This is a genomic window from Virgibacillus sp. DJP39, from assembly GCF_049310925.1.
GTDB lineage: Bacteria > Bacillota > Bacilli > Bacillales > Amphibacillaceae > Virgibacillus_F.
Window position 1 is genome coordinate 1 of record NZ_JBMERP010000033.1, and the last position, 23,609, is coordinate 23,609.

General features: G+C 38.0%; 20 protein-coding genes. 4 read left to right on the plus strand and 16 right to left on the minus strand.

Annotated elements, in window-relative coordinates; translation table 11 throughout:
• The 3 genes from ACOI1D_RS11920 to ACOI1D_RS11930 form a co-directional block, all read right to left on the minus strand.
• Positions 1–188, minus strand: a 188-nt coding sequence (locus ACOI1D_RS11920; protein WP_422501510.1) for a hypothetical protein, incomplete at its 3' end; no start/stop codon positions are given.
• Between the two features lie 186 nt (positions 189–374).
• Positions 375–1,316 carry a hypothetical protein gene (locus ACOI1D_RS11925; RefSeq protein WP_422501511.1) on the minus strand — a complete coding sequence of 314 codons (942 nt, stop codon included), beginning with the start codon at positions 1,314–1,316 and terminating at the stop codon, positions 375–377.
• A gap of 51 nt (positions 1,317–1,367) precedes the next feature.
• A complete protein-coding gene (locus ACOI1D_RS11930; RefSeq protein WP_422501512.1) occupies positions 1,368–2,219 on the minus strand; it encodes a hypothetical protein in 852 nt (283 codons plus the stop codon).
• Between the two features lie 226 nt (positions 2,220–2,445).
• On the opposite strand from ACOI1D_RS11930, the gene ACOI1D_RS11935 reads away from it, so the two are divergent.
• A complete protein-coding gene (locus ACOI1D_RS11935) occupies positions 2,446–2,868 on the plus strand; it encodes a DUF4395 domain-containing protein (RefSeq protein WP_422501513.1) in 423 nt (140 codons plus the stop codon).
• Positions 2,869–2,997: 129 nt separating this feature from the next.
• On the opposite strand, the gene ACOI1D_RS11940 is transcribed toward ACOI1D_RS11935, so the two are convergent.
• The 5 genes from ACOI1D_RS11940 to ACOI1D_RS11960 form a co-directional block, all read right to left on the minus strand.
• Positions 2,998–3,525, minus strand: coding sequence for a hypothetical protein (locus ACOI1D_RS11940; protein ID WP_422501514.1), 528 nt, complete (start codon positions 3,523–3,525; stop codon positions 2,998–3,000).
• A gap of 102 nt (positions 3,526–3,627) precedes the next feature.
• Entirely contained in the window at positions 3,628–4,227 is a 600-nt protein-coding gene (locus tag ACOI1D_RS11945) for a CBO0543 family protein (RefSeq protein ID WP_422501515.1), read from the minus strand.
• Positions 4,228–4,342: 115 nt separating this feature from the next.
• Positions 4,343–8,068, minus strand: coding sequence for a helicase-exonuclease AddAB subunit AddA (gene addA / locus ACOI1D_RS11950; RefSeq protein ID WP_422501516.1), 3,726 nt, complete (start codon positions 8,066–8,068; stop codon positions 4,343–4,345).
• Complete coding sequence (gene addB, locus ACOI1D_RS11955; protein WP_422501517.1) at positions 8,068–11,559, minus strand: helicase-exonuclease AddAB subunit AddB; 3,492 nt, start codon at positions 11,557–11,559, stop codon at positions 8,068–8,070. The genes addA and addB overlap by 1 nt, the downstream gene beginning before the upstream one ends.
• 135 nt (positions 11,560–11,694) lie before the next feature.
• The gene (locus ACOI1D_RS11960) at positions 11,695–12,357 is read right to left on the minus strand and encodes a TVP38/TMEM64 family protein (RefSeq protein ID WP_422501518.1); all 663 of its coding nucleotides are present in this window, start codon (positions 12,355–12,357) and stop codon (positions 11,695–11,697) included.
• Positions 12,358–12,577: 220 nt separating this feature from the next.
• On the opposite strand from ACOI1D_RS11960, the gene ACOI1D_RS11965 reads away from it, so the two are divergent.
• Positions 12,578–12,970 (plus strand): hypothetical protein, encoded by a 393-nt coding sequence (locus tag ACOI1D_RS11965; RefSeq protein WP_422501519.1) that lies wholly within the window; start codon positions 12,578–12,580, stop codon positions 12,968–12,970.
• Here ACOI1D_RS11965 and ACOI1D_RS11970 read toward each other — a convergent pair.
• From ACOI1D_RS11970 to ACOI1D_RS11990, 5 genes are all read right to left on the minus strand, one after another.
• A complete protein-coding gene (locus tag ACOI1D_RS11970; RefSeq protein WP_422501520.1) occupies positions 12,915–13,439 on the minus strand; it encodes a competence protein ComK in 525 nt (174 codons plus the stop codon). The two genes, ACOI1D_RS11965 and ACOI1D_RS11970, sit on opposite strands and share 56 nt — an antisense overlap.
• A 298-nt stretch (positions 13,440–13,737) precedes the next feature.
• Entirely contained in the window at positions 13,738–13,878 is a 141-nt protein-coding gene (locus ACOI1D_RS11975) for a hypothetical protein (protein WP_422501521.1), read from the minus strand.
• A gap of 116 nt (positions 13,879–13,994) precedes the next feature.
• On the minus strand, positions 13,995–15,533 hold the full coding sequence (locus tag ACOI1D_RS11980) for a fatty acid--CoA ligase family protein (RefSeq protein WP_422501522.1): 1,539 nt from the start codon (positions 15,531–15,533) through the stop codon (positions 13,995–13,997).
• A gap of 425 nt (positions 15,534–15,958) precedes the next feature.
• Positions 15,959–16,954 (minus strand): lipoate--protein ligase, encoded by a 996-nt coding sequence (locus tag ACOI1D_RS11985; RefSeq protein WP_422501523.1) that lies wholly within the window; start codon positions 16,952–16,954, stop codon positions 15,959–15,961.
• A 71-nt stretch (positions 16,955–17,025) separates the two neighbouring features.
• Positions 17,026–17,766 (minus strand): MBL fold metallo-hydrolase, encoded by a 741-nt coding sequence (locus tag ACOI1D_RS11990; RefSeq protein WP_422501524.1) that lies wholly within the window; start codon positions 17,764–17,766, stop codon positions 17,026–17,028.
• 96 nt (positions 17,767–17,862) lie between these two features.
• Here ACOI1D_RS11990 and yhfH point away from each other — a divergent pair, with 96 nt between their 5' ends.
• Positions 17,863–17,991 (plus strand): protein YhfH, encoded by a 129-nt coding sequence (gene yhfH, locus ACOI1D_RS11995; protein WP_422501525.1) that lies wholly within the window; start codon positions 17,863–17,865, stop codon positions 17,989–17,991.
• A 913-nt stretch (positions 17,992–18,904) separates the two neighbouring features.
• Complete coding sequence (pepF, locus tag ACOI1D_RS12000; RefSeq protein ID WP_422501526.1) at positions 18,905–20,701, plus strand: oligoendopeptidase F; 1,797 nt, start codon at positions 18,905–18,907, stop codon at positions 20,699–20,701.
• 174 nt (positions 20,702–20,875) lie between these two features.
• Here pepF and ACOI1D_RS12005 read toward each other — a convergent pair whose 3' ends face one another.
• The 3 genes from ACOI1D_RS12005 to ACOI1D_RS12015 all read right to left on the minus strand — a co-directional run bounded on the left by ACOI1D_RS12005 (position 20,876) and on the right by ACOI1D_RS12015 (position 23,389).
• Entirely contained in the window at positions 20,876–21,901 is a 1,026-nt protein-coding gene (locus ACOI1D_RS12005; RefSeq protein ID WP_422501527.1) for a DUF2332 domain-containing protein, read from the minus strand.
• A gap of 302 nt (positions 21,902–22,203) precedes the next feature.
• Positions 22,204–22,869 (minus strand): hypothetical protein, encoded by a 666-nt coding sequence (locus ACOI1D_RS12010; RefSeq protein ID WP_422501528.1) that lies wholly within the window; start codon positions 22,867–22,869, stop codon positions 22,204–22,206.
• The gene (locus ACOI1D_RS12015) at positions 22,862–23,389 is read right to left on the minus strand and encodes a sigma-70 family RNA polymerase sigma factor (RefSeq protein ID WP_422501542.1); all 528 of its coding nucleotides are present in this window, start codon (positions 23,387–23,389) and stop codon (positions 22,862–22,864) included. Before ACOI1D_RS12015 ends, ACOI1D_RS12010 begins: the two co-directional genes overlap by 8 nt.
• Positions 23,390–23,609: the final 220 nt, after the last annotated feature.

The following is a 23,609-nucleotide window of genomic DNA, read 5'->3' on the forward strand; positions in this document are numbered from 1 at the left end:
TTATTATCTCTAAAAAAAGTAACCCATTCACCATTAACCTTTTCAACAGAGAGTACATTGATCGATTCCGCCCAATCTTTTGTACTTATGTATACGTCATCTGCTTCAGGTGGTTGTTGATTTTGATAAAAGATATAGGAACAGGAAATGATTATAATTATTGCGACGATAGAGAGTATCCTTTTCATAGTAAATCCTTTCTTATTTTAGTTTTAGTTTTAGAGTAACATAAAAAGTTAATACCTTTATATGGAATAATACTATTAAATTTTAAAAAGTTCGGCTTATCGCCCTAGTCGTACATATGCAGAAAGAAAGCTTTTATACTGCAAAAAAAGCCGAAGGGAAACCCCTCCGGCTTGTGAAAATTTGTATTAACCTTCTACAACTACTTCTTCTTCTGTTTCTACTTCTAATTTCAGTTCGATTGTTTCAACAGATTCAGTTGTTTCTTCTGTTCCTTCTTCTGCTGGATCCTCTACTACTGTTTCTTCTTCCGTTGATACTTCCTCTTCTACTTCAACTGTCGCATGTACTGCAGAGTTTGCAGCTGCATGTAATTTTGCATTTTCGCTTGCATTCTCGCTTGCCTGTGAATTAATTTTGTTTGCAACAGATGGACTAACTTTCTCTTCCTTGTCTGCTTCTACTTCCACTTCTTCACTTGTTTCTGTATCAACATCTGTTTCTGTTTCCGTAGTTTCAGTAGCTTCTGTTTTTTCATCAGTTACTACTTCTTCTGTTGGTGTTTCTTCTACTACTTCTGTTTCTTCTTCTGTTGTTACTTCTTCTTCTACATCTGTTTCTTCTTCAACTGTCGCATGTACTGCAGAGTTTGCAGATGCATGTAATTTTGCATTTTCACTTGCATGCTCGCTTGCCTGTGAATTGATTTTGTTTGCAACAGATGGACTAACTTTCTCTTCCTTGTCTGCTTCTACTTCCTCATCATCACTTGTTTCTGCATCAACATCTGTTTCTGTTTCCGTAGTTTCAGTAGCTTCTGTTTCTTCGTTAACTGGAGCTTCTACTACTTCTGTTTCTTCTTCCGTTGCTGCTTCCTCTTCTACTTCAACTGTCGCATGTACAGCTGAGTTTGCCGAAGCATGTGCTTTTGCATTTTCACTTGCATGCTTGCTTGCCTGCGATTTGGTTTTTTTAGCTTGAGTTTTTGTTTTAACTTCAACTTTTACCTTTTCAACTTTGTGTGAGTTATCTGAAGCCGCTTCACTTACTTGGGCTCCACCAAGGATCCCGGCTGATACTACTCCTGCTAACATAAATGATTTAACTACTGTAAGTCCTTTAATTTTCATTTTTATATTCGCTCCCTTTTCATTTGTTTGTAAGTGTTTTTACAATAACCATTAGAAAAAAGGAGTTACTTGCGGCGGCTGGAACGGTGGTGCATTAACCCATTGATTACGGTATTCTCTAAGATGAGAAATAAAGGGTTGAATCCGTTTTAGATTCGAATGTTTCCAAGCTTCAAGCGACGATTTGTCAATAAAGCTAGTGGTGTTTTGCCCACTACGGTCTTTGGAGGGTCCAACTGGAACTTTTGTACTGTGCTGCGTAACAGCAATAGAATCCTTTGGAACCTTCTCCTTACTAAAAGGAATTTGTTTGTTCTCTTCTGTATCTGGTTTTTCTTTGATATAGTCCGTCTCTTTAACGGAAGGTACGCTATTAACATCTTTAGCATGATTAGTAGCTTGCTGATTACCTTCCTTCCTTGGACTATCATGTGGAACTGATTTTGTAGAATTCTTTTCTACTTGTGCATTACTTGAATAATTGTCGTCGCTGCCTTCTTTTGGCTTTTGCTTCTTTTTGTTCTTATTGACTACTTTTTTGTTCTTCTTTTTAGTAGTCTCACTATCTTCTGAGACTTTTTCAATTCCTTTTCTGACTACTTGGGCTTTCTCCCTTGCTTCTTCATTAGCTTGACTAGGTAATTCAACAGCTTTTTTAGCCTTTTCCTTTACCTGCTGTGGAATAACTTTATCAGCTTTTTCATGTGCTTGAGCTGGTACGGGCACCTTAACTTTCGCGTTTGAAGATTTATTTTGTAAATCTTTTACACCTTGGTTTACGTGATCATTTAGCGCATTAGGATTCTTCGCTTTCTCACTTTTCTGAGCAAATACATCCATCGGGAAAATTAAGGCGATACCTATGATGATAAAACCGGTCAAATAGAGTTTTCGAAAGTTCAAACTTTCACCACCTTTCTGTATGAAAATGTTTTGAATCTTTCTACTAAGAAGGTTCGTCCATTATAGTTACTTTTAGACGGTTTACATTATTTATAAGTTAAAACACAACTTTCTTCCTACACGTCTGTTCAAAATCAACAAGAGTTAATTAAGTTAAAATGCTTCACAAAACGAGCTAAACCGAGTATTATACATATAAAACATATAGGAAAGGTCGGAATTAATCATGAGTGAAGAAATCCGTTCAGTACCACGTCCATTGGTACGATTGAATCAGTGGTTTATAGTGGCTTCTGTAGTCCTAACCTGGGTAACTGGCCAAGAATGGATACTTGTTCTCCCACTAATTGCTGGACTTTTGGGACTTTTATTTAGTTTTAATCCAGTAATGCGACTTGGAAAATTATTTCTTAGGAAAAATCCTTCAGAATATATACCAGAGGATCATGCACAACAACAATTTAACCAAGTAATAGCAGTAGCTTGTTTAGCACTTGCATTAGTAAGTTACACAATGGGATGGACCGTTTTAGCTATTCTTTTCACTACAATGGTTGCCTTAGCTGCCTTTATTGCAATACTAGGCTTCTGCATTGGCTGTTTTATTCGGTTTCAATGGATGCAATACCGCCATAGAAGAACTTCTTAGAAAACTTGGTTTATCGCCAAGCCCTTATGGCCACTTAGTTGCACTTATGCAGTAAGAAAGGGTTTATACTTTCTTAACTGCTAAACAAGCATAAACCACTTCAAATGAAGTGGTTTATTTTTTGGCAATCTATTTAATTAGTATTTCAATCTCGTCAGCATACTTTGTTATTAGATTGTTGACATGTTTGTTTACGTTATCTACATAGTCATTTTCGTTGTCTGAATGTGGGTGACCCAACTCTTTTAATATGTATTGATTAACGTACTGACTTCTTTTCGTAGTCTTTTTCAGATAATCCTGATAGTATTTTTCTTCTGACATTCCTACTTTTTTAGCCTGTTTTTCCACAAATTTTCTAAGTGGGTCTTCACTATCTTCAGGTGGAAGATGAGTGAAAGCCAATGTTTCTTCTGCCTCTTCAGATATATCTAAACCCATCTCTTTTGCTTTCTGAACCATAATTTCTTCCTTAACAAACTCTTTAACCATCTTGGGGAGTTCCTGATCATTTACATCATATATAAAACGTATCTCTCCAACTGTAATTTTTTCATCCATGACAATTGCTGCGACCTCGTCATCATCATAAACTGGTTGGGATGAGCATGCTGCCGCCCAAAGTAGCAAACAAACTACTAGCAAAAAACGTTTCATCTAATCCCCCTTTTTCTTTTTCTACATCTGAAATTATTTTAACACAAGTATTCAGTCTTTTATTAAGTATTTATAAATTATATTAACAGAGTTTGGCTAGAATTACTTTAATCTTCCTAGATAATAGCCCCCGAGAAAGATCGTTATAATTAACACAAAATGTATAATCGCCCACCCGATTTTTCCGTATTGTAAATGGCGAAAGTCAATTGGTTTTCGCAACTCATGAGGTATTAACAAGTCCCCCAGCCACTGGAAAATAAGAAGATAAATCCACCACCACGTGTAGGAATCCCAAAAATCCCATTTGTAGTTATATTTCATTATTTGTGTATAATTTATAGCTACCGTTTCCAACAACATTCCTATGTGAATAATCACCCAGTAAAACGGTATTTTCCAGCCCCATTTTTCTGGACTGTAACGCACTCCAATTAAAACCAGCATTGAAAATGTTAATGTAACTGCATCTATGGGCATGTTTGTAATATTAGGGAAAAACACATAAGGGAAAAAGTAAAAATCGAATGCAACAAAAATAAAGCACAATACGTTTGCAACAAACCCTGAGATAAGAAACAACAGCCCATAACGCTTCCAGTCCAATTTTAAGAATAAAACAATTACAGTACCACTAATCACAATCGTTAAAATATAAGCAAATGATTCGATATTAAAACCAAAATTTATGTAATCCTGCATGTTATGATTTACCTTTCACAAAACAGTTTTCTATATAGTGTCGGATAAAATCCACCTTCTTATTCCAACAAAAATGACCACCAATATATTTATTTGGCGGTCATTTTAAATGGATTTAGTTTTTAGGCACCTCTATAAGCACCTCTTTTGAAAAATAATACAAATAAACGCTGGTTACCGGCTTTTTCCAAATACGTTCTATCGCCTGACGATAGAGTTCCATTTGTGTTTTGTATCTATTGGTTAGCTGTTCCTTAACTTTATCTGTTAGTTCTTTTTCAATCGCATCTGTCTTATAATCCAGGATCATCAATCCGTCGCCAACTGGGATTACACAGTCAATTACACCTTGGACAAGTACTTGCTCATCGACATCACTTGACCACGAGGCATACACCTCTTTTGCTGACAAGGAGAGACTGAAAGGGACCTCACGATAGACGTTGGACGATTCAAGCATGCGTTTACCTATCTCGGTCTTAAAAAATGCCTCAATTATACTTGTATCAATAATTTCTGCTTCGTCTGCAGTTAGGACTTCTTTTTCCACTAACTTATCGACATACGAATCAATTTCTATCGCTGTCCATTCTTTCGTCAAAGGAATATGCTGCATAACGGTATGCATGGCAGTACCTTTTTCAGCAGACGTAATGGTTTTACCCTTTTGCATGAACATCGGACGTTTAACAATTGGTGCACGTGACGTTTGAACCATCTGATCGGAGCTGTATTCGTCCTTCAACTCACGTTGTCGCTTAATTTCTGTTACAGTTTGTTTCGCCCGTGATGTTGCCGCCTGTGTGTATGGATACAGATAGGAGAGTTTTTCATCAACATATTCATCAAGCTGACTGTTTCTAAGCGCCATCGGTTCCCAATTACGGATGTATTCTTTTAGAGAGATATCCTCGTCTGTTACTACGTCATCAAGGTTTGCTAGTTGACTACCATGGACTACTGAAATATCCCATTTAGAAGGATCCAATTTAATTTCATCGTTTTTTACCTCATTTACATCTTCTGCTCGCAAGACCTCACTGGCATGATGACGAATAAGAGCTGGACCAACCCAATCAAGGTAGGATTTTGCTTCGATCCGGAAGTGGGTTGGCATTACCCAATCATAATGATCGAGCATCTTTTCCCATTTCTTTTGTTTTTTCTCAAAAGACGCGACATTACCTACCATCAGTAGTTTTTCCTTAGCCCGGGTTAGCGCTACATATAGAACACGCATCTCTTCTGCTAATAGTTCACGAAGCTGCTCTTTTTGGAAAGCATAGTAAAGTAGTGTTGGATAGGTAATCCGCTTGACTGGATCAATATACTTACTCGCAAACCCTAAATCTTTATGCAGCAAATAGCGTTTTTTCAAATCCTGCATATTAAATTGCCTATCCATCCCACCCAAGATGACTACGGGGAACTCCAGGCCTTTACTTTTGTGAATGGTCATAATTCGAATAACATCTTCTTGTTCACTTAGAGCCCTTGCTGCACCAAGGTCCTCTCCCCGCTCCTCCATCCGTTCAATTAAACGCAAAAAACGAAATAATCCTCTAAAGGAGGTTGTTTCATATCCCCTTGCCCGGTCATACAACGCTCGTAAATTTGCTTGTCTTTGCCGGCCTCCAGGCATTCCTCCAACAAAATCGTAATAGCCGGTTTCCCGGTATATTTGCCAGATCAATTCAGACAATGCTCCTTGTCTTGAAGCAATCCGAAATGTTTCCAAAAGGTTTAAAAACTTACTTACTTTATCAGCTAATTTATTTGCATTTTGCTTTTCATATGCTTTTAACGCATCGTAAAAACCATGTTTCTGATCAGCTAGGCGGATAACAGCTAGCTCTTCTTCGTTTAAACTGATAATTGGTGAATGTAAGACTGATGCAAGTGGTATGTCCTGTCTTGGATTATCAATTACCTTTAGCAAGCTTAACATGACTTTGATTTCAATTGCTTCAAAGTAACCAGTTGATAACTCAGCATAAACAGGGATTCCCAGCTTCTTCAATTCATCGACAATTGTTGGGGTCCACGTCATTGAGCGCATTAAAATAACAGCATCACGATATTGAAAATCGCGCTGTGTTTCTGTTGTTTTATCAAATACCTGAAGTGGCTTGTTACCATCCTGCCCAGTCCATTCTTTGATTTTCTGCGCATAGGCGCGAGCCTCTAATTGAGCTTTTTCTAAGTCCTGATAGTCTTCATCGTCTGTTTCTTCATCTTTTTCATCATCTGTTTCACGATCAATTATCAGTAGCTCAGGTTCTGGAGATTGATATGGAAAAGAATCATAGGTTTTATTGCCATAAATTAATTCGGCGTTATGATCATAATTAATTTCGCCTAATGTTTCATCTAATATTTGCCTGAAAAGATAATTCGCTCCAATTAGGACGTGCTCCCGACTTCTAAAGTTACTGGACAGGTCAATACGTTGGCCGGGATTATCCGCTTCCTGGAATTGCTTATATTTTTTAATAAACAAACTAGGTTCAGCATGACGGAATCTGTAAATGCTTTGCTTCACATCTCCAACCATAAACATATTCCCTTTGCCAGTGCGGTCACTGATTAGCCTTAAGATCGTTTCCTGTACCAAATTTGTGTCCTGGTACTCATCTACTAATACCTCGTTAAACTTTTGTTGAAAATGCCGTGCTACATCAGACGGCATTGGATTATCTGCTGGGGAGTCCCCATCAATTAATAATGCTAAACAATGATGTTCCAAGTCGGAAAAATCAACGATTGCCCGCTCTCTTTTCTGCTCGGTAAAGCGATCTTTAAACTCTTTTACAATTTCAGTCAGTTGTTTAATTACCGGTGCAAGCTCACGCATATCCTCAATATGACTGGCAAGATTACGTGTAAACCAACCATCCTTCATGTCTTTCCAACGTTTCTTATAGCTATCCCGCAGGCTTTTCACCTTTTCTTTTACCTCGTCAGAGCATTCTACTTTTTTTCTGGACAGGGCTTTAAATGAACTGCCCGCCATAAAGACTTGCAAATCATCCCATGTATCCTTGTTCGCAATTGCCTCTTGGATCATCACAAGGTCAGATTCTATTGCCTCAGCGTAATGAACAGGCCCTTCTGGATCGTTTGCATGCTCAAGCGCAGCTGTAGCCTCTTCTTCGATTGCTGTTAATTGACTCATTACCTCGCGTTTAATAATGGATAGCCAGGTGAGGTCTTCCTCTTTAAATCCCTCTGGTACATCATATACATCCGCCAGCTGGTTTAGCCACTTTACTGGCCATGGATTTTGGACCGAAAACGTATATAACTTTAGTACCAAATCTTCCACCTCGATATCACTTCGGTCACTCGAAAAGCGGTCAACGACATCAAAAAAACGAACCTGTTCTTCGCCCTCCTTGCCGTACCATTCTTCAAAAAGATCGGCGATAACATCCTGTTTGATCAAATCAATCTCCATATCGTTTGCAATTCGAAAAGCTGGATCAATATCCAATAAATATGCGTATTGCTTCACCACATCTAAACAAAATGAATGGAGAGTGGATATGGATGCACGCTGCAGTAATGATAGTTGTTTTTTCAAATGTGTTGAACCGGGATCTTCTGCCAGTGCCTTATCCAGAGCTAAGCCGACGCGATTTCGCATTTCTTGTGCAGCAGCATTCGTAAACGTCGCAACGAGAAGGGTATCAATGTCAACTGGATTTTGCTTATTAATTAACTTTTGAATGATCCGCTCAACTAGTACTGCTGTTTTTCCGGAACCCGCTGCAGCAGCTACAAGCATGTCGCTTCCTGCTGTATAAATTGCCTGTTCTTGTTCCTTTGTCCAATTAACCATTATTTCCCCTCCTCTTTGCGTAATTTCGCTAAAATATCATCGTCATTCATATCTGGTAGCTTCCGGTAATTGTTTTCCTCGAGGATCGGATCAAATTGACAAACCGATTTAAATGAGCAAAATGTACATGCTACCTTTTGTTTATGCTGGTATGGGTTCAAGTGGACACCGCCAGAAGTCATATCGATTCCCGCTTGGCCCATCAGTTGGTGAACATGACTCTGTAAGCCAGAAAATGTCTCATTGTCAGCGATTTTTGAATGACTGTTAAATCCACCATTTTTCTTAACACCAGCAGGAACAATTTGACTAGAACCTGATTCCAGCGACCGATCCATCAGCTTTACAATTTCCTCGCTTGATAACAATAATCCCTGCATTTTGTATTTCTTTAAAATTTCCTTTTCAATGTCTGCATCCTGTAATTTTTGTTTTCCAGAAACCATTGGATTATGGACATGAAAATACAGCATCCCTGCAGGAGTTGCTTTTTTGCCTAACCATTGTTCCGACTGACTAAGAACTACATCTAGATAGGTCAGCATTTGTAGGGCTAGTCCGTAATATACTTCAACAAGATTCAATCCTCTGGCACTAGACTTGTAATCTATAATTCTTAAAAATAGATCGTCCCGGTTTAATGCCTGGTCTACCCTGTCTATTCGACCACGGAGCATTAATTCAAACCCGTTTTCCAGTGGCAGGGTAATTGGTGACAATGTTTGATTCGGGCCAAATCCAAGCTCTATTCCTACTGGTGAGAAATCACTTTGACGCGCCTGCTCACTTAGTATGAACGCAGCCCGGGCAATGACTTCCTGTAATTTTTTCTGAATATACTTATACCGGTTCGAGCTGTGCAAAATCTGGTGCTGCAATATCGGTGCCAGATTGGTAACCGCCTTTTGGGCATAGCCATCGGTATCAATTTTGTTTAACTGAGCAAAGTTTCTGCCTTCAGCCTGGACCCACTCCGTTATTTTTTTCAGTGCCTCATGGAAAAGCTGACCGATATCCGGTGCATCTAATTTATACGTTTTTCGTTCATTAAGTCCCAGACTGTATTGTGCAAAATGCTGATACGAGCATCGGTAATACATCTCAAGCCTTGAAACACTGGCCATTACCTGTTTCGGATATAATTTATTTACCGTATCGGTGGATAAATTTGTTGGGTTATTTTGATAGTACAAGCTTTGCAGTGTTATATAACTTGTGCTGTGTTTTTCATGATTTTTAATATACCAGTTCAGGACATGCCACCAGATTGGCTGCAGTGGATACCCTTTTCGGTTACGTGCTAATTGTGCGGTTAAAGCGGCACGTGTCTTCATCGGTGTCGTAATGAAACGCTCTGCATGCAATAATTCATCCGGATCCTGCAGCAATACATGTGTACCGCAATATGGAAATAAATCCTCAACCCGCTTAATCAATTGCGAAGGCATTTTTGCTTTTCCTTCTTCATCACTCAACGGGTAACTAATCCATAGTTTGTCGGTAGCTGATGTGAACGCTATATACATGTAAAACCAGTCATCAAGCAGCTTTCGTTTACTGCTTTCAGCTAGTTGCAAACCCTGCCCTGCCAACATCTCGCGTTCTTGTTCATTAATCATGCCGTCAGACGGCGGCTTTATCGGCCATACACCGTCATTTACGCCTAATAAAAAAGTACATTTGATTCCACTGATTCTCGAGCGATCAATGGTACCGACTGTAACATGGTCCATGCTGGGCGGAACGTGTGCGAATTTTAATGAATCAAAACCAGCGTCCAGGGTGGAACGGAAAATCGGCAATGAGATGGTTTCTTCTCCTGCAATCTCAACCATTTCATCCAATAGTTGAATAACCGCATTCCATACTTGCTCCTGTTCCCGACCTTTTTCTAATTGACCATTTTCATCAAATTGTGTACGCATATGCTCCAACCTATTTGGCACCTTGAGTTCTTCCAACCATGAGAACACTACTGTGCAACGATCGCGGATAGTTTTGCATGATCTAATCTGTTCATCAAAATTTTGAAATGCTTCAACAACCTGTCTCCGGTAAGCATTTATTCGTGTTTGCAACACTTTTTCCTTATCTGTCTGCGCTCCATGTTCAAATCCACGGAAACGTTGAAAAATCCATTCTTTTTTACCGAACCAACGCTCGCGTGACCGTATCCCATATTCTAAGACATAGTTTTCCAGCTCATCAATCGCATCATTTGTTAGTGGATATTCTTCGTCTGCTGATGGAATAAATCCTGTTTTGAGCATCCGAAAGATAGCATCATAGCGCCAATTCCCATCAACAATTTCAAGTGCTGAACGAATGAACTCGATAAGTGAATGGTTTAGCATTGTCCGTTTCTCATCAATAAAGACCGGTATATCATAATCACCAAAAATAGTAGCAATTAAATCGTGGTACATATCTGTTTGCCTAATAAAAACAGCCAAATCATTGAAGCGATAACCTTCTTCCCGAACCAATCGGACAATTTCCTGGGCTGCTCCTTCCACCTCAGCACGTGGATGAACCGATTCCGCGATTGTTAATGGAACCTCTCCTCTATATGGTGGAGCTGGTCGTACGTCAAAGTAGCTTTCCAAATGTGCAAAATAAGGACGGTCTTTAAACTTTCCGTTGGCTGGATCGAGTATAATCGGTTCTTCAACTTCTACAGCGTGTTCATTAGCAAGTTCCGAAATCACGTGGTAGGTTTCAGTTGTTTGGTAAAATAAATCCAACTCTGAAAGTTGTCTATCCTCGACCAAATCAGCATTTAACGCAATTGTTACGTTTGCGCATTTTTTCATTAGCTCTTCAAGAACCTGAAGCTCCTTTGGTGTAAAACGATGAAATCCATCTAAATAGATTTCCGCATTTTCTAAAACCGACGCTTCCTTTACTTTTTCCGCAAGTAATTGTAGTTGATCCTCACTATCTACATACTTTCCCTGTAACGCAAACGTGAGTTCTTCATATATATAGGATAAATCCTGAAGCTTCTTTGTCAGTGCTTCCTCCCCTTGTTCTTTGTGAACAAACTGATTCAAGTGATCAATTTGCATCTGCAGGACTTCAGGCGTCACTTGGTATCGTTTAAACTCTGTAATCATTTTCTCCAGTTGTTCAAGAAAACCTTGTTTTTCTAATGCTTTCTGAAAAATATTCCAATCCGAGTCTTTTTCCTCAATAATTTTCCGAAGCATCATTTGAATTCCGAGCGAACTGATAAATTGGCGAGTTCCGCCTCCTGTTTCCTGGAGAACCCGCCATGCAAGACGGGAAAAACTAACTACCTGTGCCCGGATGCTTCCATTAATTCCGTCCTGTTTAAATAATTCATATTCTTGTTGAAAGGTCATCTGATCTGGAACCATATAAAAGATGGGTGGACCTTGTGGATCATTGGTCAGCTTTTCCGTGATTTCATCTAAAACACGCCCACTTTTGCCAGTACCTGACCGCCCTACTATAAACCGTACCCCCATGATCATTCCCCTTTTTATTGCAATTTGCCGGGCAGTAAACTAATAAAATCTCTCCCTCTATTTTAACAAAGGCAGAGATTTTATTATAGTTATTTGTCAAAGCTAATTTGTGTTTTAATCAGAATGACTTTATATTCATTCCTTGGTTTCTTCCTGCTCTCTTGCTTCTTTTTCCAATGTTCTCTTTTGTATCCGTTTCTCTGTGTATTTTCCAATTAACCAAAAAGCTACTATGCAAGCTGCAACAACAATTGATTTGGTTGGATTTTGCGTAAATGAAGCTATACTTACACCAACATATGCCATTGTAAAAATCATCACTGATTTACCAAGCAAAACAGCCAATACGAATTGTTGAGTACTTATTTTTGACAAACCTGCCACTACATTAATAATGGCTGTTGGTGAAAAAGGAAAACAAAGCAGTAGAAATAATGGTCCAAACCCATGCTTTTCAAGCCAGGTTGTTACTTTATGGACTTGTTTGTTCTTACGTATTGCTTTAAATATTCGTTTATCCCCAAGTTTTCGTATGAGTAAAAACACTGTTACCGCACCTACACTAGAGCCTGCCCACGATAACAAAAATCCTTCGAGTAAACCATATGCAGCAGAGTTAGCAAATACAAATACAACTAATGGCAAAAACGGTAAGAATGCCTCAAGAAATGGGAATATTAGTCCTGGTAGTGGCCCTAAGCTTTCATAGTCATTTAATAACTCTCTAATAAATTCATCTAATTTGTCCTGTTCTATTAATAGTTTAAAGTTCGCAATACTAAATTCCGAAAGTTGCATGTAAATTAATCCCCTCATCCCAAAACAATACTGATATATTCCTGTATCCCTAGTTTAACTACTTTTATTGTAATGTAAACTATCACACATGCAAAGAAAATAATAAATCAGCCTCAATCTTTTCATTTTACAAATTCCATAATTTTATAGTGTATTTTTCGGGAAGTTTATCATATACTTAAACTAGAACGGATGTTCTATTTTGGGAGGAGATATAATTATGCGCTATCTAAATGAGGAAGAGTTCCAAATAGCATCACGGTTTCTGTTTCTTTCGATGGCAATAGTTGTGATTCAACAAGATGTTCAACACGTCCAAATAGGAGCTTTTAAAATCAAAGAACCATATATTGAGCTACTGGAAAAAATGATTTCTGAGGCAACCAATGAACGAAGAGAATTACGTCAAACCATGCAGCGAAAAGACATAAAAGTTGTCACGTTAAATAAAAATGATTCATTTTCATCCTTTCTGTTTCTATGCAAAAACAGAGAAGAAAAACGTAATTACTTTAATCCTGCGATTCGAAAAAAGGTGGAAATCATTGTTCAGGAACTCATGCATAAGGCTCTGCCACCATATCAACAGCACTCTGTTTCCGCAAATACTTGATGCGGTTGTCCAATAGGTATCTGAATTGTGCTGTACGCTGAATTTGATTTAGCATTGAGCCATATGAAACGTCAATGATAATTGATTTGCCGTTCTTGAACACTATTTCCGTGCATTGATTCTCTGCAATTTTCATTTGATCAATGTGAGAGTGTGCAATCCAGGAGCATTTAGCATTTAATGGTGAGATCGTGGGGAAGAAATACATGCCACTGCTTGGGTCTACAGCAATTGGTGCTTTATGTGTGATATTGCAAATGTCCTTTGTTCCATCCTGCCTGCCTTTGAGACTGGCACCGAACGACTTGCATGCATAGTCAATCAGTTTAGTAGGAGAAGGCTCTACAAAAAATTCTTCCTGCGTTTCCATAACACATGTCGTGTACTCGTTGCTATGTCCGTGTTGGGCCAAAACAGCCATTGTAAAGGGAGTAATTTCATAAGATGGAGAATAAAAGTTGTTAACCATGTTTGTCATCCTTTCATTGTAAAAATGAAAAGACAGAAGCTTAATTTAAATTTACCAGATTTTTTGACAAAAAAACATACTTTTTTTGTAAAAATGAGAATTATTTTTTGTATTTAGGGTTTTTATGGTTGTCGGTTGATAATACTTGGATAATGTTGATTCCCACATAGGTAATAATACTAATGTTTAAAAACCCCAGCAAGGTAGGTTAAAATTCGATATCTATTATTCCTCAAGTTTAGATTTAGTTTTTAAACAACTTACCTGCTTATTTTCATCTCCATTACACGTGCCAGATTCAGTCCTGGTGATTTTCATGTGTTGGGGTAGCTTCTTCACCGCTCTCATCCATATCCTGTGTATTCATCAGAATATCCTCAGTCGAATGGAACTCTGGGTTTAAAATTGTGAAGGTCGGCAATTCCTTGTTTTTCTTCATTTGTAATCCACTCCTTTTTTATTCCTAGTTTGTCTAAAAAAAGGAGTGTTCATACATCAATTTAAAGAACAAAAGCCACGCAGCGTTTATCTCTGCATGGCTCCTGTTAGATATTTTTAATTTTTAACCTGGGTACGAAGATTTTTACGTAATATTTTCCCTGTTGTATTTTTAGGTAATTCATCAAGAAATTCAATTTCTTTTGGTACTTTGTATTTGGCCAGGTGACCCTTACAGAATTCATGTAATGTGTCTTTGGTTAAGGATGGATCTTTTGATACAACAAAGGCTGTTACCGCTTCTCCTGTATTTGCATCAGGTGTTCCAATTACTGCAGCCTCAGATATACTTGGATGTAAGTAAAATACTTCTTCGACTTCACGCGGGTAGACATTATAGCCACCAACAATAATCATATCTTTTTTACGATCAACGATATAAAAATAGCCTTCTTCATCTGTTCTTGCCATGTCACCAGTGTAAAGCCAGCCATCTCTAAGCGCTATTGCTGTTTCTTCAGGCATTTTGTAATAACCTTTCATTACATTTGGGCCTTGGACAACAAGTTCTCCTACTTCTCCAACCGCAACTTCTTCACCGAATTCATCTACTACTTTGTTTTTAACATTCAAAATGTCCATTCCAATTGAGCCAGGTTTCCTTGGACGATCCAATGGGTTGAAGCAAGTAACAGGTGATGCTTCAGATAATCCGTATCCCTCAGAAATACGAACTTGGAACGCTTGCTCAAATTGTTTTAATAATGCTACGGGCATGGATGCTCCACCACTGATACATAACCGAATTCCCGAGAAACTTTCCTCGTTGCCTGTGACACTTTGCAATAAATAATTGTACATTGTTGGTACGCCAGCGAAGACTGTTGCTTCCTGCTCCTGAGCAATTCGGAATACTTCCTGTGGTGAAAATGATGGAACGATCAGAATTGTACCACCGTTCATTAGTGGTGCATTAAGTGAAACTGTCAGGCAAAACACGTGGAACATTGGTAATGCTGCTATCACCCTGTCTTCCCCATTGATAGCCAAGTAATCAGCTACGTCCTTGGCATTGGAATAAAGATTTTTATGTGTCAGCATAGCACCCTTTGGTTTTCCTGTTGTGCCGGATGTGTATAAAATAACTGCTAAATCTTCTTCATTCAATGATGGTGCTTCAAAATCCAAATTACCCTTTGCCACTATTTCTGAAAACGATTTCATTTTAGTTAAAATAGAATAGCCGTCAAATGAGACTTCTTTTCCTGACTCGCATGAAATATAATGTTTCACACTTGGAAGGTGCTCTGCAATTGCTTCGAACTTTTCCATCAATACATCCATTGTAATAACAGCTTTTACATCACCGTTTTTTAGGATATATGTCATTTCATGTGCTGTGTATAGTGGGTTAATTGGGATTACTACTGCACCTAAGCGTAGTGCCCCATATAATCCAATTATATAATATGGGCTATTTCCAACAACTAATGCAATATGGTCACCTTTTTTATATCCCATTTCACCTAAATAAGAAGCAAACTTAGTGACTGCCCCCTCTAGCTCCATGTATGTAGTTTCTTTTTCTTGAAAAACATACGCTGGTTTATTTGGTAATCTACGAGCCGTTTGCGTCAATTGATTACTTAAATCCACCTTATATACCCCCTGATTTTATGAATGAATAATCATTCATTTATATGCTAAAATTCATATTAATTATAAAATACAGACAAGTTAATATCAAGTGATAAACTCAAACTTAATAGATTGCTAGGGTAATTCAGGAACAAAAGCGCAAGTGCCCTGGGTAGAGACGTACGGACTGGACTGAGCCGTAGGAGATAAAGGAAACATGGCGACCGTAGGAAGCCGATGTTGACTTATCGTACGAAGGCGAGGGAAGTCTCGCTAGTCTCTGGGCGCTGGAGCTGGACGTGGCTGTTACCGTATGCAAGCTTAACAAAGCCAAATTTTTATACTTTCTTATCTTCTAGAAAAAGCTAAATGGGAACTATGGTTACTAGTCCATTTAGCCTTTAATTATATAACTTGTGGAAACAATACACGTAAAATTTTACTTAGTAGATCAAGTTTATAAAATCTTCTTTTGAGATTTTCCCTAGATAGTGTGGAATATCAATGTTTTCCAGTGCGTCTTCTAATGCTTTTCTTTCATGACGTACCCCAATTAGTTTTTCCTCTACTTCTTCTACATTCCCTACACCAAAGAAGTCACCATAAATTTTGCAGTTTTCAATGGTTCCTTTTTTAACTTCTAATCGAACGTCTACAAGACCTGAATCGAATTTATGTGAAGCCTGGGTATTAAATTTCGGCGACTTCCCATAGTTCCAATCCCAATTCTGGTAGCGATCTTTTGAAATTTGATGAACATTTTCCCAATCCTGTTCTGTTAATTCATAGCGAGGGACATCTTTCACATCTTCCACATCAAATATATAGCGTAAGATAAGATCCTTGAATTCATCCATTGTTACTTTTTCTTCAAGAAATTCAGAAATATTAGCTACACGACTGCGAATAGATTTGATTCCCTTTGATTCAATTTTTTCTTTCTTAACGTTCAAGGCAGAAACAACGTGCTCTATTTCCGAATCAAACATTAATGTACCATGGCTAAACATACGTCCTTTTGTTGAGAACTGTGCGTTACCCGAAAACTTTCGGCCATCGACAAGAAGGTCATTTCTCCCTTTTAATTCAGCAGGTACACCTAGCTTGTTCAATGCTTCGACAACTGGCTTTGTGAATTTCTCGAAATTGTGGAAGCTTTCACCATCATCCTTTGTGATAAAGCTAAAGTTCAGATTTCCTTCATCATGGTATACCGCACCGCCACCAGAAAGTCGGCGCACTACTTTAATTCCATTGCTATCAACATATTCTGTGTTAATTTCTTCTACTGTATTTTGATTTCGACCTATGATAATAGATGGTTTATTAATGTAGAATAATAAGTATGTATCTTTTTCTCCAAAGTTCTGTAGTATATATTCCTCAAGTGCCAGATTAATACTTGCATCTGTGATACCTTCATTGTCAATAAACTTCATATTGAATATACCTCCTATTAGTTTCTATTCCACCATTAATTGTAATGGAAAAACCCTCGTCTATCAAAAAGTTAGCTCTTATCCTTCTCCCATACCAAACCTGAACTTGCTAATTGTATCTTTCCGGAAAAATATTTCTTAGCTTCCATCACTAAATAATCTGTATCACCATACTGCGGAAGGTGGCTTAAAAGCAATTCGCTAACCCCTGCTTTATTTGCAATCGTGGCCCCTTCTTTGCTGTTCATGTGTCCAGCAGCTGTTCCATCCTGTTGTTCATAAAAATTACAATCTGTTATTAATAAATCAGCATTTCGGGAAAAATCGATCCATTCCTCTTTATACGAGGTGTCTGCCGTATAAACAACAACGTCCTCACCATCGGTAATGCGCATTCCATAGCATGGAACAGGGTGATTGGTTTTTAAGAAGCTTATTGTAAACGGACCAACCTCAAGCGTGTCATTTGGATCATATGCAATTCCTTCTGTGCACGCATGAGTTAATGAATCAAATTTCTCCTTATCCTCTACATGACCATAAATCGGAAAAATTTCTTTTTCTTCACGTAAATAAGAGTGAACCAGCCAAGCATATTGCAATACTCCAATATCCGCAATGTGATCCTGATGATAATGAGACAATACAACTGCATCAATATCCATGACATGCTTATATTTTTGAACAGTCGATAATGCCCCGCTACCAACATCTACCACTAACGAAAATCCATTTTTTTCAAATAAATAAGATGAAGTAGCCCCACCCGCCGCAGGAAACCCACCCCAAAAACCAATAACTGTAAACTTCATACAAACACCTCTTTTTAAAATTTGTTGTAACACACTATTGACTTAGTGCATACTGTTATAATACAATGAGAATACTAAAGTTGGAGGAGGATACACATGAAAAACGTCGTTGAATTTTTTAAATCATTACCAAAGAAAAAATGCCAGCTTTGTGGGAATGATATGCATGAAAAAGCAGATTGCTACGGCAATCTATGTGACGAATGTGACCACCCCGCAAGGTAGAACGAAAAGCGTAGGCGACTGATCTGGGGTGACACGCATAAGCAAGGAACCGTAGAGTGCGTGACCTTTGCACTCGGAGTGTTCATTGCTTATGTCGCGAACCCCAAGGAGCCGTAGCTAGATCACGAAAAGCGTAGAGGGCTTGGTAGCGGCGACATGCGTAAGCAAGAGACCGTAGAGCACATGGGCTTCGTGCTCGGAGTGTCAATTGCTAACGTCACGAGCCGATAGCCCTCGAAGCTAGACAGAAAAGCGTAGGCGACTGGTCTGAAGCAGACGCATAAGCAAGGGACCGTAAAACGCACGATTTTTTGCGTTTGGAGTGTCAATTGCTTATGACGGCAGCTTCAAGGAGCCGCAGCTGGATCACGAAAAGCGTAGGCGACTGATCTGGGGTGACACGCATAAATCATCCTGCTTGCTACACTTTTGTAACTGTACTATAACATACTAGTTAATCATCACTAAAACAGCTGCTTTTGTGGCTGTTTATTTTTTTATCTTTTTCAAAACATAAGCTTTGTTGCTTTTAAGCTTCGTATTTGATGCAAACTGCGACATAACTTCTGCTACAGTATCTTCCGTCGCGGGCCGGGAATCTTCCGTTATCCGAGAATATCTTCCGTCGCAGGCCAGGAATCTTCCGTTATCCGAGAATATCGTCCGTCGCAGGCCGGGAATCTTCCGTTATCCGAGAATATCGTCCGTCGCGGGCCAGGAATCTTCCGTTATCCGAGAATAGCGCATACGTCGCAGTTTATACATTTTATGTCAAAAACAACAATCTTTTATAAACCAGCCTTTTCAAATGTCAGGTTTTTCTATAACAAATATCTGAAAAGTCGTATCATTCTTGTTATGTATGATTTATAATTAATTAGAGTTACGAAACACTTTAAGGAGGATTTGTCGCATGAGACTAAAGAGACATGAAGTACCTGAAAAAAATACATGGAATTTAACTGATTTATTTGCTTCACAAAAAGAATGGGAAATTGCACTTAGAGATATTCAACAAGAAGTTATTGATGTAACACAGTATAAAGGTCAATTTAAAACAAGCGCTACTGTTTTAGTAGATTGCTTAACTGCTCTTGAACGTTATGAACAAAAGGTTATCCACGTTGCTACATATGCAAGCCTGCGAGCAAATGCTGATGGGGCTGATGCAGAAAATCAAGCTGATGCAGCCAAAGTATCTTCCGTATTGGCAAAAATTGGCGCAAAGCTATCTTTTGTTGAATCCGAATTACTAACATTATCACAGGATACAATTCAGCAATATCTTGATGAAAAAGAAGAACTTCAACCCTATAAGAAAATGCTGCATGATATTGTAGAAAAAAAACCGTATACCTTGTCACCGGAAATAGAAGAAACATTAGCCTCACTCGGCGAAGTACATAGTGCACCATATATGATTTACCAACGAAGCAAGTCTTCTGATATGGAATTTGACCCAATAGTAACTGAAGAGGGCGCGGAACTGCCAATGTCTGCAGCTCTCTATGAGGATCGCTATGAACTAGTTTCTGATACAGGGATTCGCAGACAAGCTTACGACTCGTTTATTAAGACACTAAATCAATACAAAAATACGTTTGCAGCAACTTACGCAACTCAGGTTACAAAAGAAGTAACCATGTCAAAACTGCGTTCATACAAATCTGTCACAGAAATGCTGCTGCATTCTCAACAAGTAACAGAGGAAATGTATCACAATCAGTTAGACATTGTTCAGGAAGAATTGGCACCGCATATGCGTAAGTTTGCTAAACTCAAGCAAAAAGAGCTTGGTTTGGATGAATTACGTTACTGTGACTTGAAAGCACCTCTAGATCCAGATTTTAACCCTGAGACAACTTATGAGGAAGCAACCTCTACTATCCTGGATGCACTAAAAATCATGGGTGACGAGTACAGTGAAATCATGTACAAGGGTATTCACGATCGATGGGTCGATTTAGCCGACAATGTTGGTAAATCTACAGGGGCTTTTTGTTCAAGTCCGTATGGTGTACACCCTTACATCTTACTTACATGGACAGACAATATGCGTGGGGCATTTATTCTGGCTCATGAACTTGGTCATGCCGGTCACTTCTATTTAGCAGGAAAAAATCAATCGTTAGTAAACACGCGACCTTCTACTTATTTTGTTGAGGCGCCTTCAACACTTAATGAATTGCTTTTAGCAGATCACATAAAGAAAAACACAACTGATAAGCGAATGAAACGCTGGGTTATCACTCAATTATTAGGAACCTATTATCATAATTTCGTTACGCATTTGCTCGAAGGAGAATTTCAGCGTCGTGTCTACAAACTTGCTGAAGAGGGCACACCATTGACCGCTTCAGTATTAACAAAACAAAAGCAAGAGGCCCTTGAAAACTTTTGGGGTGATACTGTCGTATTTGATGAAGGAGCAGGACTGACATGGATGCGTCAGCCACACTACTATATGGGATTATATCCTTATACGTATTCAGCGGGATTGACCGTTTCAACTGCTGTAGCACAAAAGATACAGGAAGAAGGAAAACCAGCTGTTGACCGTTGGTTAGATGTCTTAAAAGCTGGCGGTACAATGAATCCACAGGAACTAGCTAAAATGGCTGATGTGGATATGTCAAAACCAGATGCCATCCGAACAGCAGTAGCATATATTGGCTCGCTGGTAGATGAATTGGAAAAGACATATGAATAACTGATTTTAGATTACAAATGGGTTCAGTTTACAAAACTGGACCCATTTCAATTATTATTGAAAAAATAATTGTGTTTCCCCCAAATCAAAGAGGTGTCTTCTGATAGGAAATTCTAGCTAAATCCAACAATTATTTACCCTAATTTAACTTCGTATCTTTTTAAAAAAATAATTTTAATCCAAATTCCACTCAAACCATCTTCCGTGACCATCCGTTTCCCCTATTATTCCCCTGTGCTCTACACCTTTAATGTAATAATCAAGATGAAGATTTCTATCCCACATATTATTATAAATATGAAAAACATCATTGGTGCTTCCGATTTCCTTAATCTTTTCTACAAGCTCATATCTCGATTCTTCTGGCATTTGATTGGCAACATGGGTATGAAAAATACAAATTGCAGTCCCTTTGGGAAGTTTTTTTACAACATTTGTTAATAAAGCGACTCCATCACCTTCAACAAGTTCCACAGGATTTTCCCTCATCATTTTGACTGCACTCTCAAACAAATCCAATCTTTCTTGGTGCTCCGGCCAAATTAATCCTTTCAGCCATAGATAATCCTCTGAATTTCTAAGATCATTTGTATGAATGTCTAATCCGATTTTTGATGCTATTGGGGGGTTCTGCTGGAGAAATAAAGGTATTTTGTCCCCTCGTATTTCAGATGTTATGTGAACATTTGAATATGTATCACCATAAGTTTCATTAGTTCCATAGGAATAACTATACTTGTCCCATAGTAGTTGAAGCCCTGCACTTGTTCCAATTTCAACAAGTGATAAAGGCTTCTCCACCCTGCCATATATATAACAAAAAATCGGATATAGATAAGCACAACGCCTGACTTCGTTTGTTTGTACTAACTTATTTTTTAAAATGACTACAATCTCGTTCTTATAAATCTCGCAAAAACTTTTGAAGTGAAAAAAAGCCTCTTTTATTTTTCTTGGATTTCTTGTAATACTTGGATAATACTCTTTCAAAATATGCTCTTTTCCATTTAACAATAGATAATGCACTGCCCCAAATAGTAAGTTAGGAACAGGTTGGCCATCTTGAGCCTCCGCACAAAGTTCGAGTATTTGATCATCGTCTGATATGGAAAGAGATAAAAATTCATATAATTTGCTTGACCCTCTGCATTCATTTTCAGCAAAGTTCTTGAATCGTAAAGACAATTGTCCTTTATCCATAGAAACTGCTCTCCCTGATATTATATTTTTTTGTTCTGCTTTGTATGCTTTGTTAACAATACTATTCCTTGAATTTCTGGAATTCGCTAATTTACTATTTCCTCAAATACTGACTATCAATACTTTAACATAAAATTCTATCTTCTTTTTTGATGGCGATGAATAAAAGGGGTGAATTTCTTTATTTATAGAAAGCACCCCTTGATTCTGGCAATGTGTTGAAATACTATAGATTGCCAGAATCAATTGAAGTATTAACAGCATAATACCTTAATCTATACCTTTGATTATATATTGGTTTTTTATTTTCCTGTATCACTTCCAGTGCCTGGTTCACTATCAAACGGCATTTCGTTTTCATAAGCATTTGTATATTTTTCAATTAACTGTGTTTTTTCCTGCTTACTGGTAATTAGTATATCACCATGGACTGGCACAAGCGTATACCAATCCTCTCTTTCTAAATACCTTGTTGCAAACAAGTATGTGTTACCAGCTTCAAGCAATTTATCTCCTTCAAATATAATAATTTTATTCCATTCATGTCCACCTTGTTGATTTACTGTAACGGTACCTTTTAAGTCTCCCTTAATGTTATCCAAAACTTCTACTTTAAATTGCGTTTCAGGGAAGCCATTTAATGATTTTGTTCCTATTTGTTCAATCACCTTACCCACAAAAACATTGTCTGAAAATCCAACTAATTTTCGGGGGTTCGACGTATCGATCACATTTGATTGACCTACTGTTTCAACTTTGGGTTGACCTGGAATAATTTCATGCATATTACTTGGTGAAAGAAAAACAAATGCTAACGCAGCTGCCACAACTGGTGCTGTTAAATAAGTCCATTTTTTCTTTGACTTTTTTATCTCAAGCTTTGCCTTTATAACGCCTAGCTTACTTCTTTCGCTTAATTCTTTAGGAATTTCAACTTTATTTACTTCTTGTTTTATCCTGTTACTCATTAACACCATCCCCTTTCAAAAATTCATTTCTTAACTTTTTTAAGGATCTGTATAAAACCGACTTGGCCGTTCCAAGAGGGATATCCAGAACTTCAGCAATTTCTTTAAAGGTATGGTCATGATAAAACCTTAATAGCACAACGCTTTTTTCCTCTTCTTTCAAACACTCTATCAAATCTTTTAATGATAAGTTGAGAGGAATATCCTCATCATCTGAGCTGATGAATTCTTCAAATTCAGGATTCAAGTGAACCACCTTTTTATTCTTTTTAACTAAGTTTATTGCACAATTTATGGTGATTTTCATTAACCACGTCTTAAAATATTCAGGTTGTTTTAACGTACTTATCTTTTTAAAAGATTGATATGCCACTTCTTGAACAATATCTAAAGCATCCTCTTTATTTTTCACATAGACATAGGCCATGCGATAAATATCTTGTTCATACTGATTAAATAGCTTTAAAAATGCTTTATCATTCCCTTTTTGAGCCTTCTTAACTAATTTAATGATTGCAATCACCCTTTCTGTTTTGCCTTATACTTATTAGACAAAACAATATCCCAATTTGGCTTAAAATTTTACAATCTTTTTCAAAACAATAGCGCAAGCGCCCGTTTATTAACTTATGACCTGTGCCCACGCGAAGTGGCGATTTTTAATCGACCATCCTAAAACGGATAAAGTAAACACCAATAGCATAAGTGATTCGATGTTAACTTATCGTAATGAGGTCGAT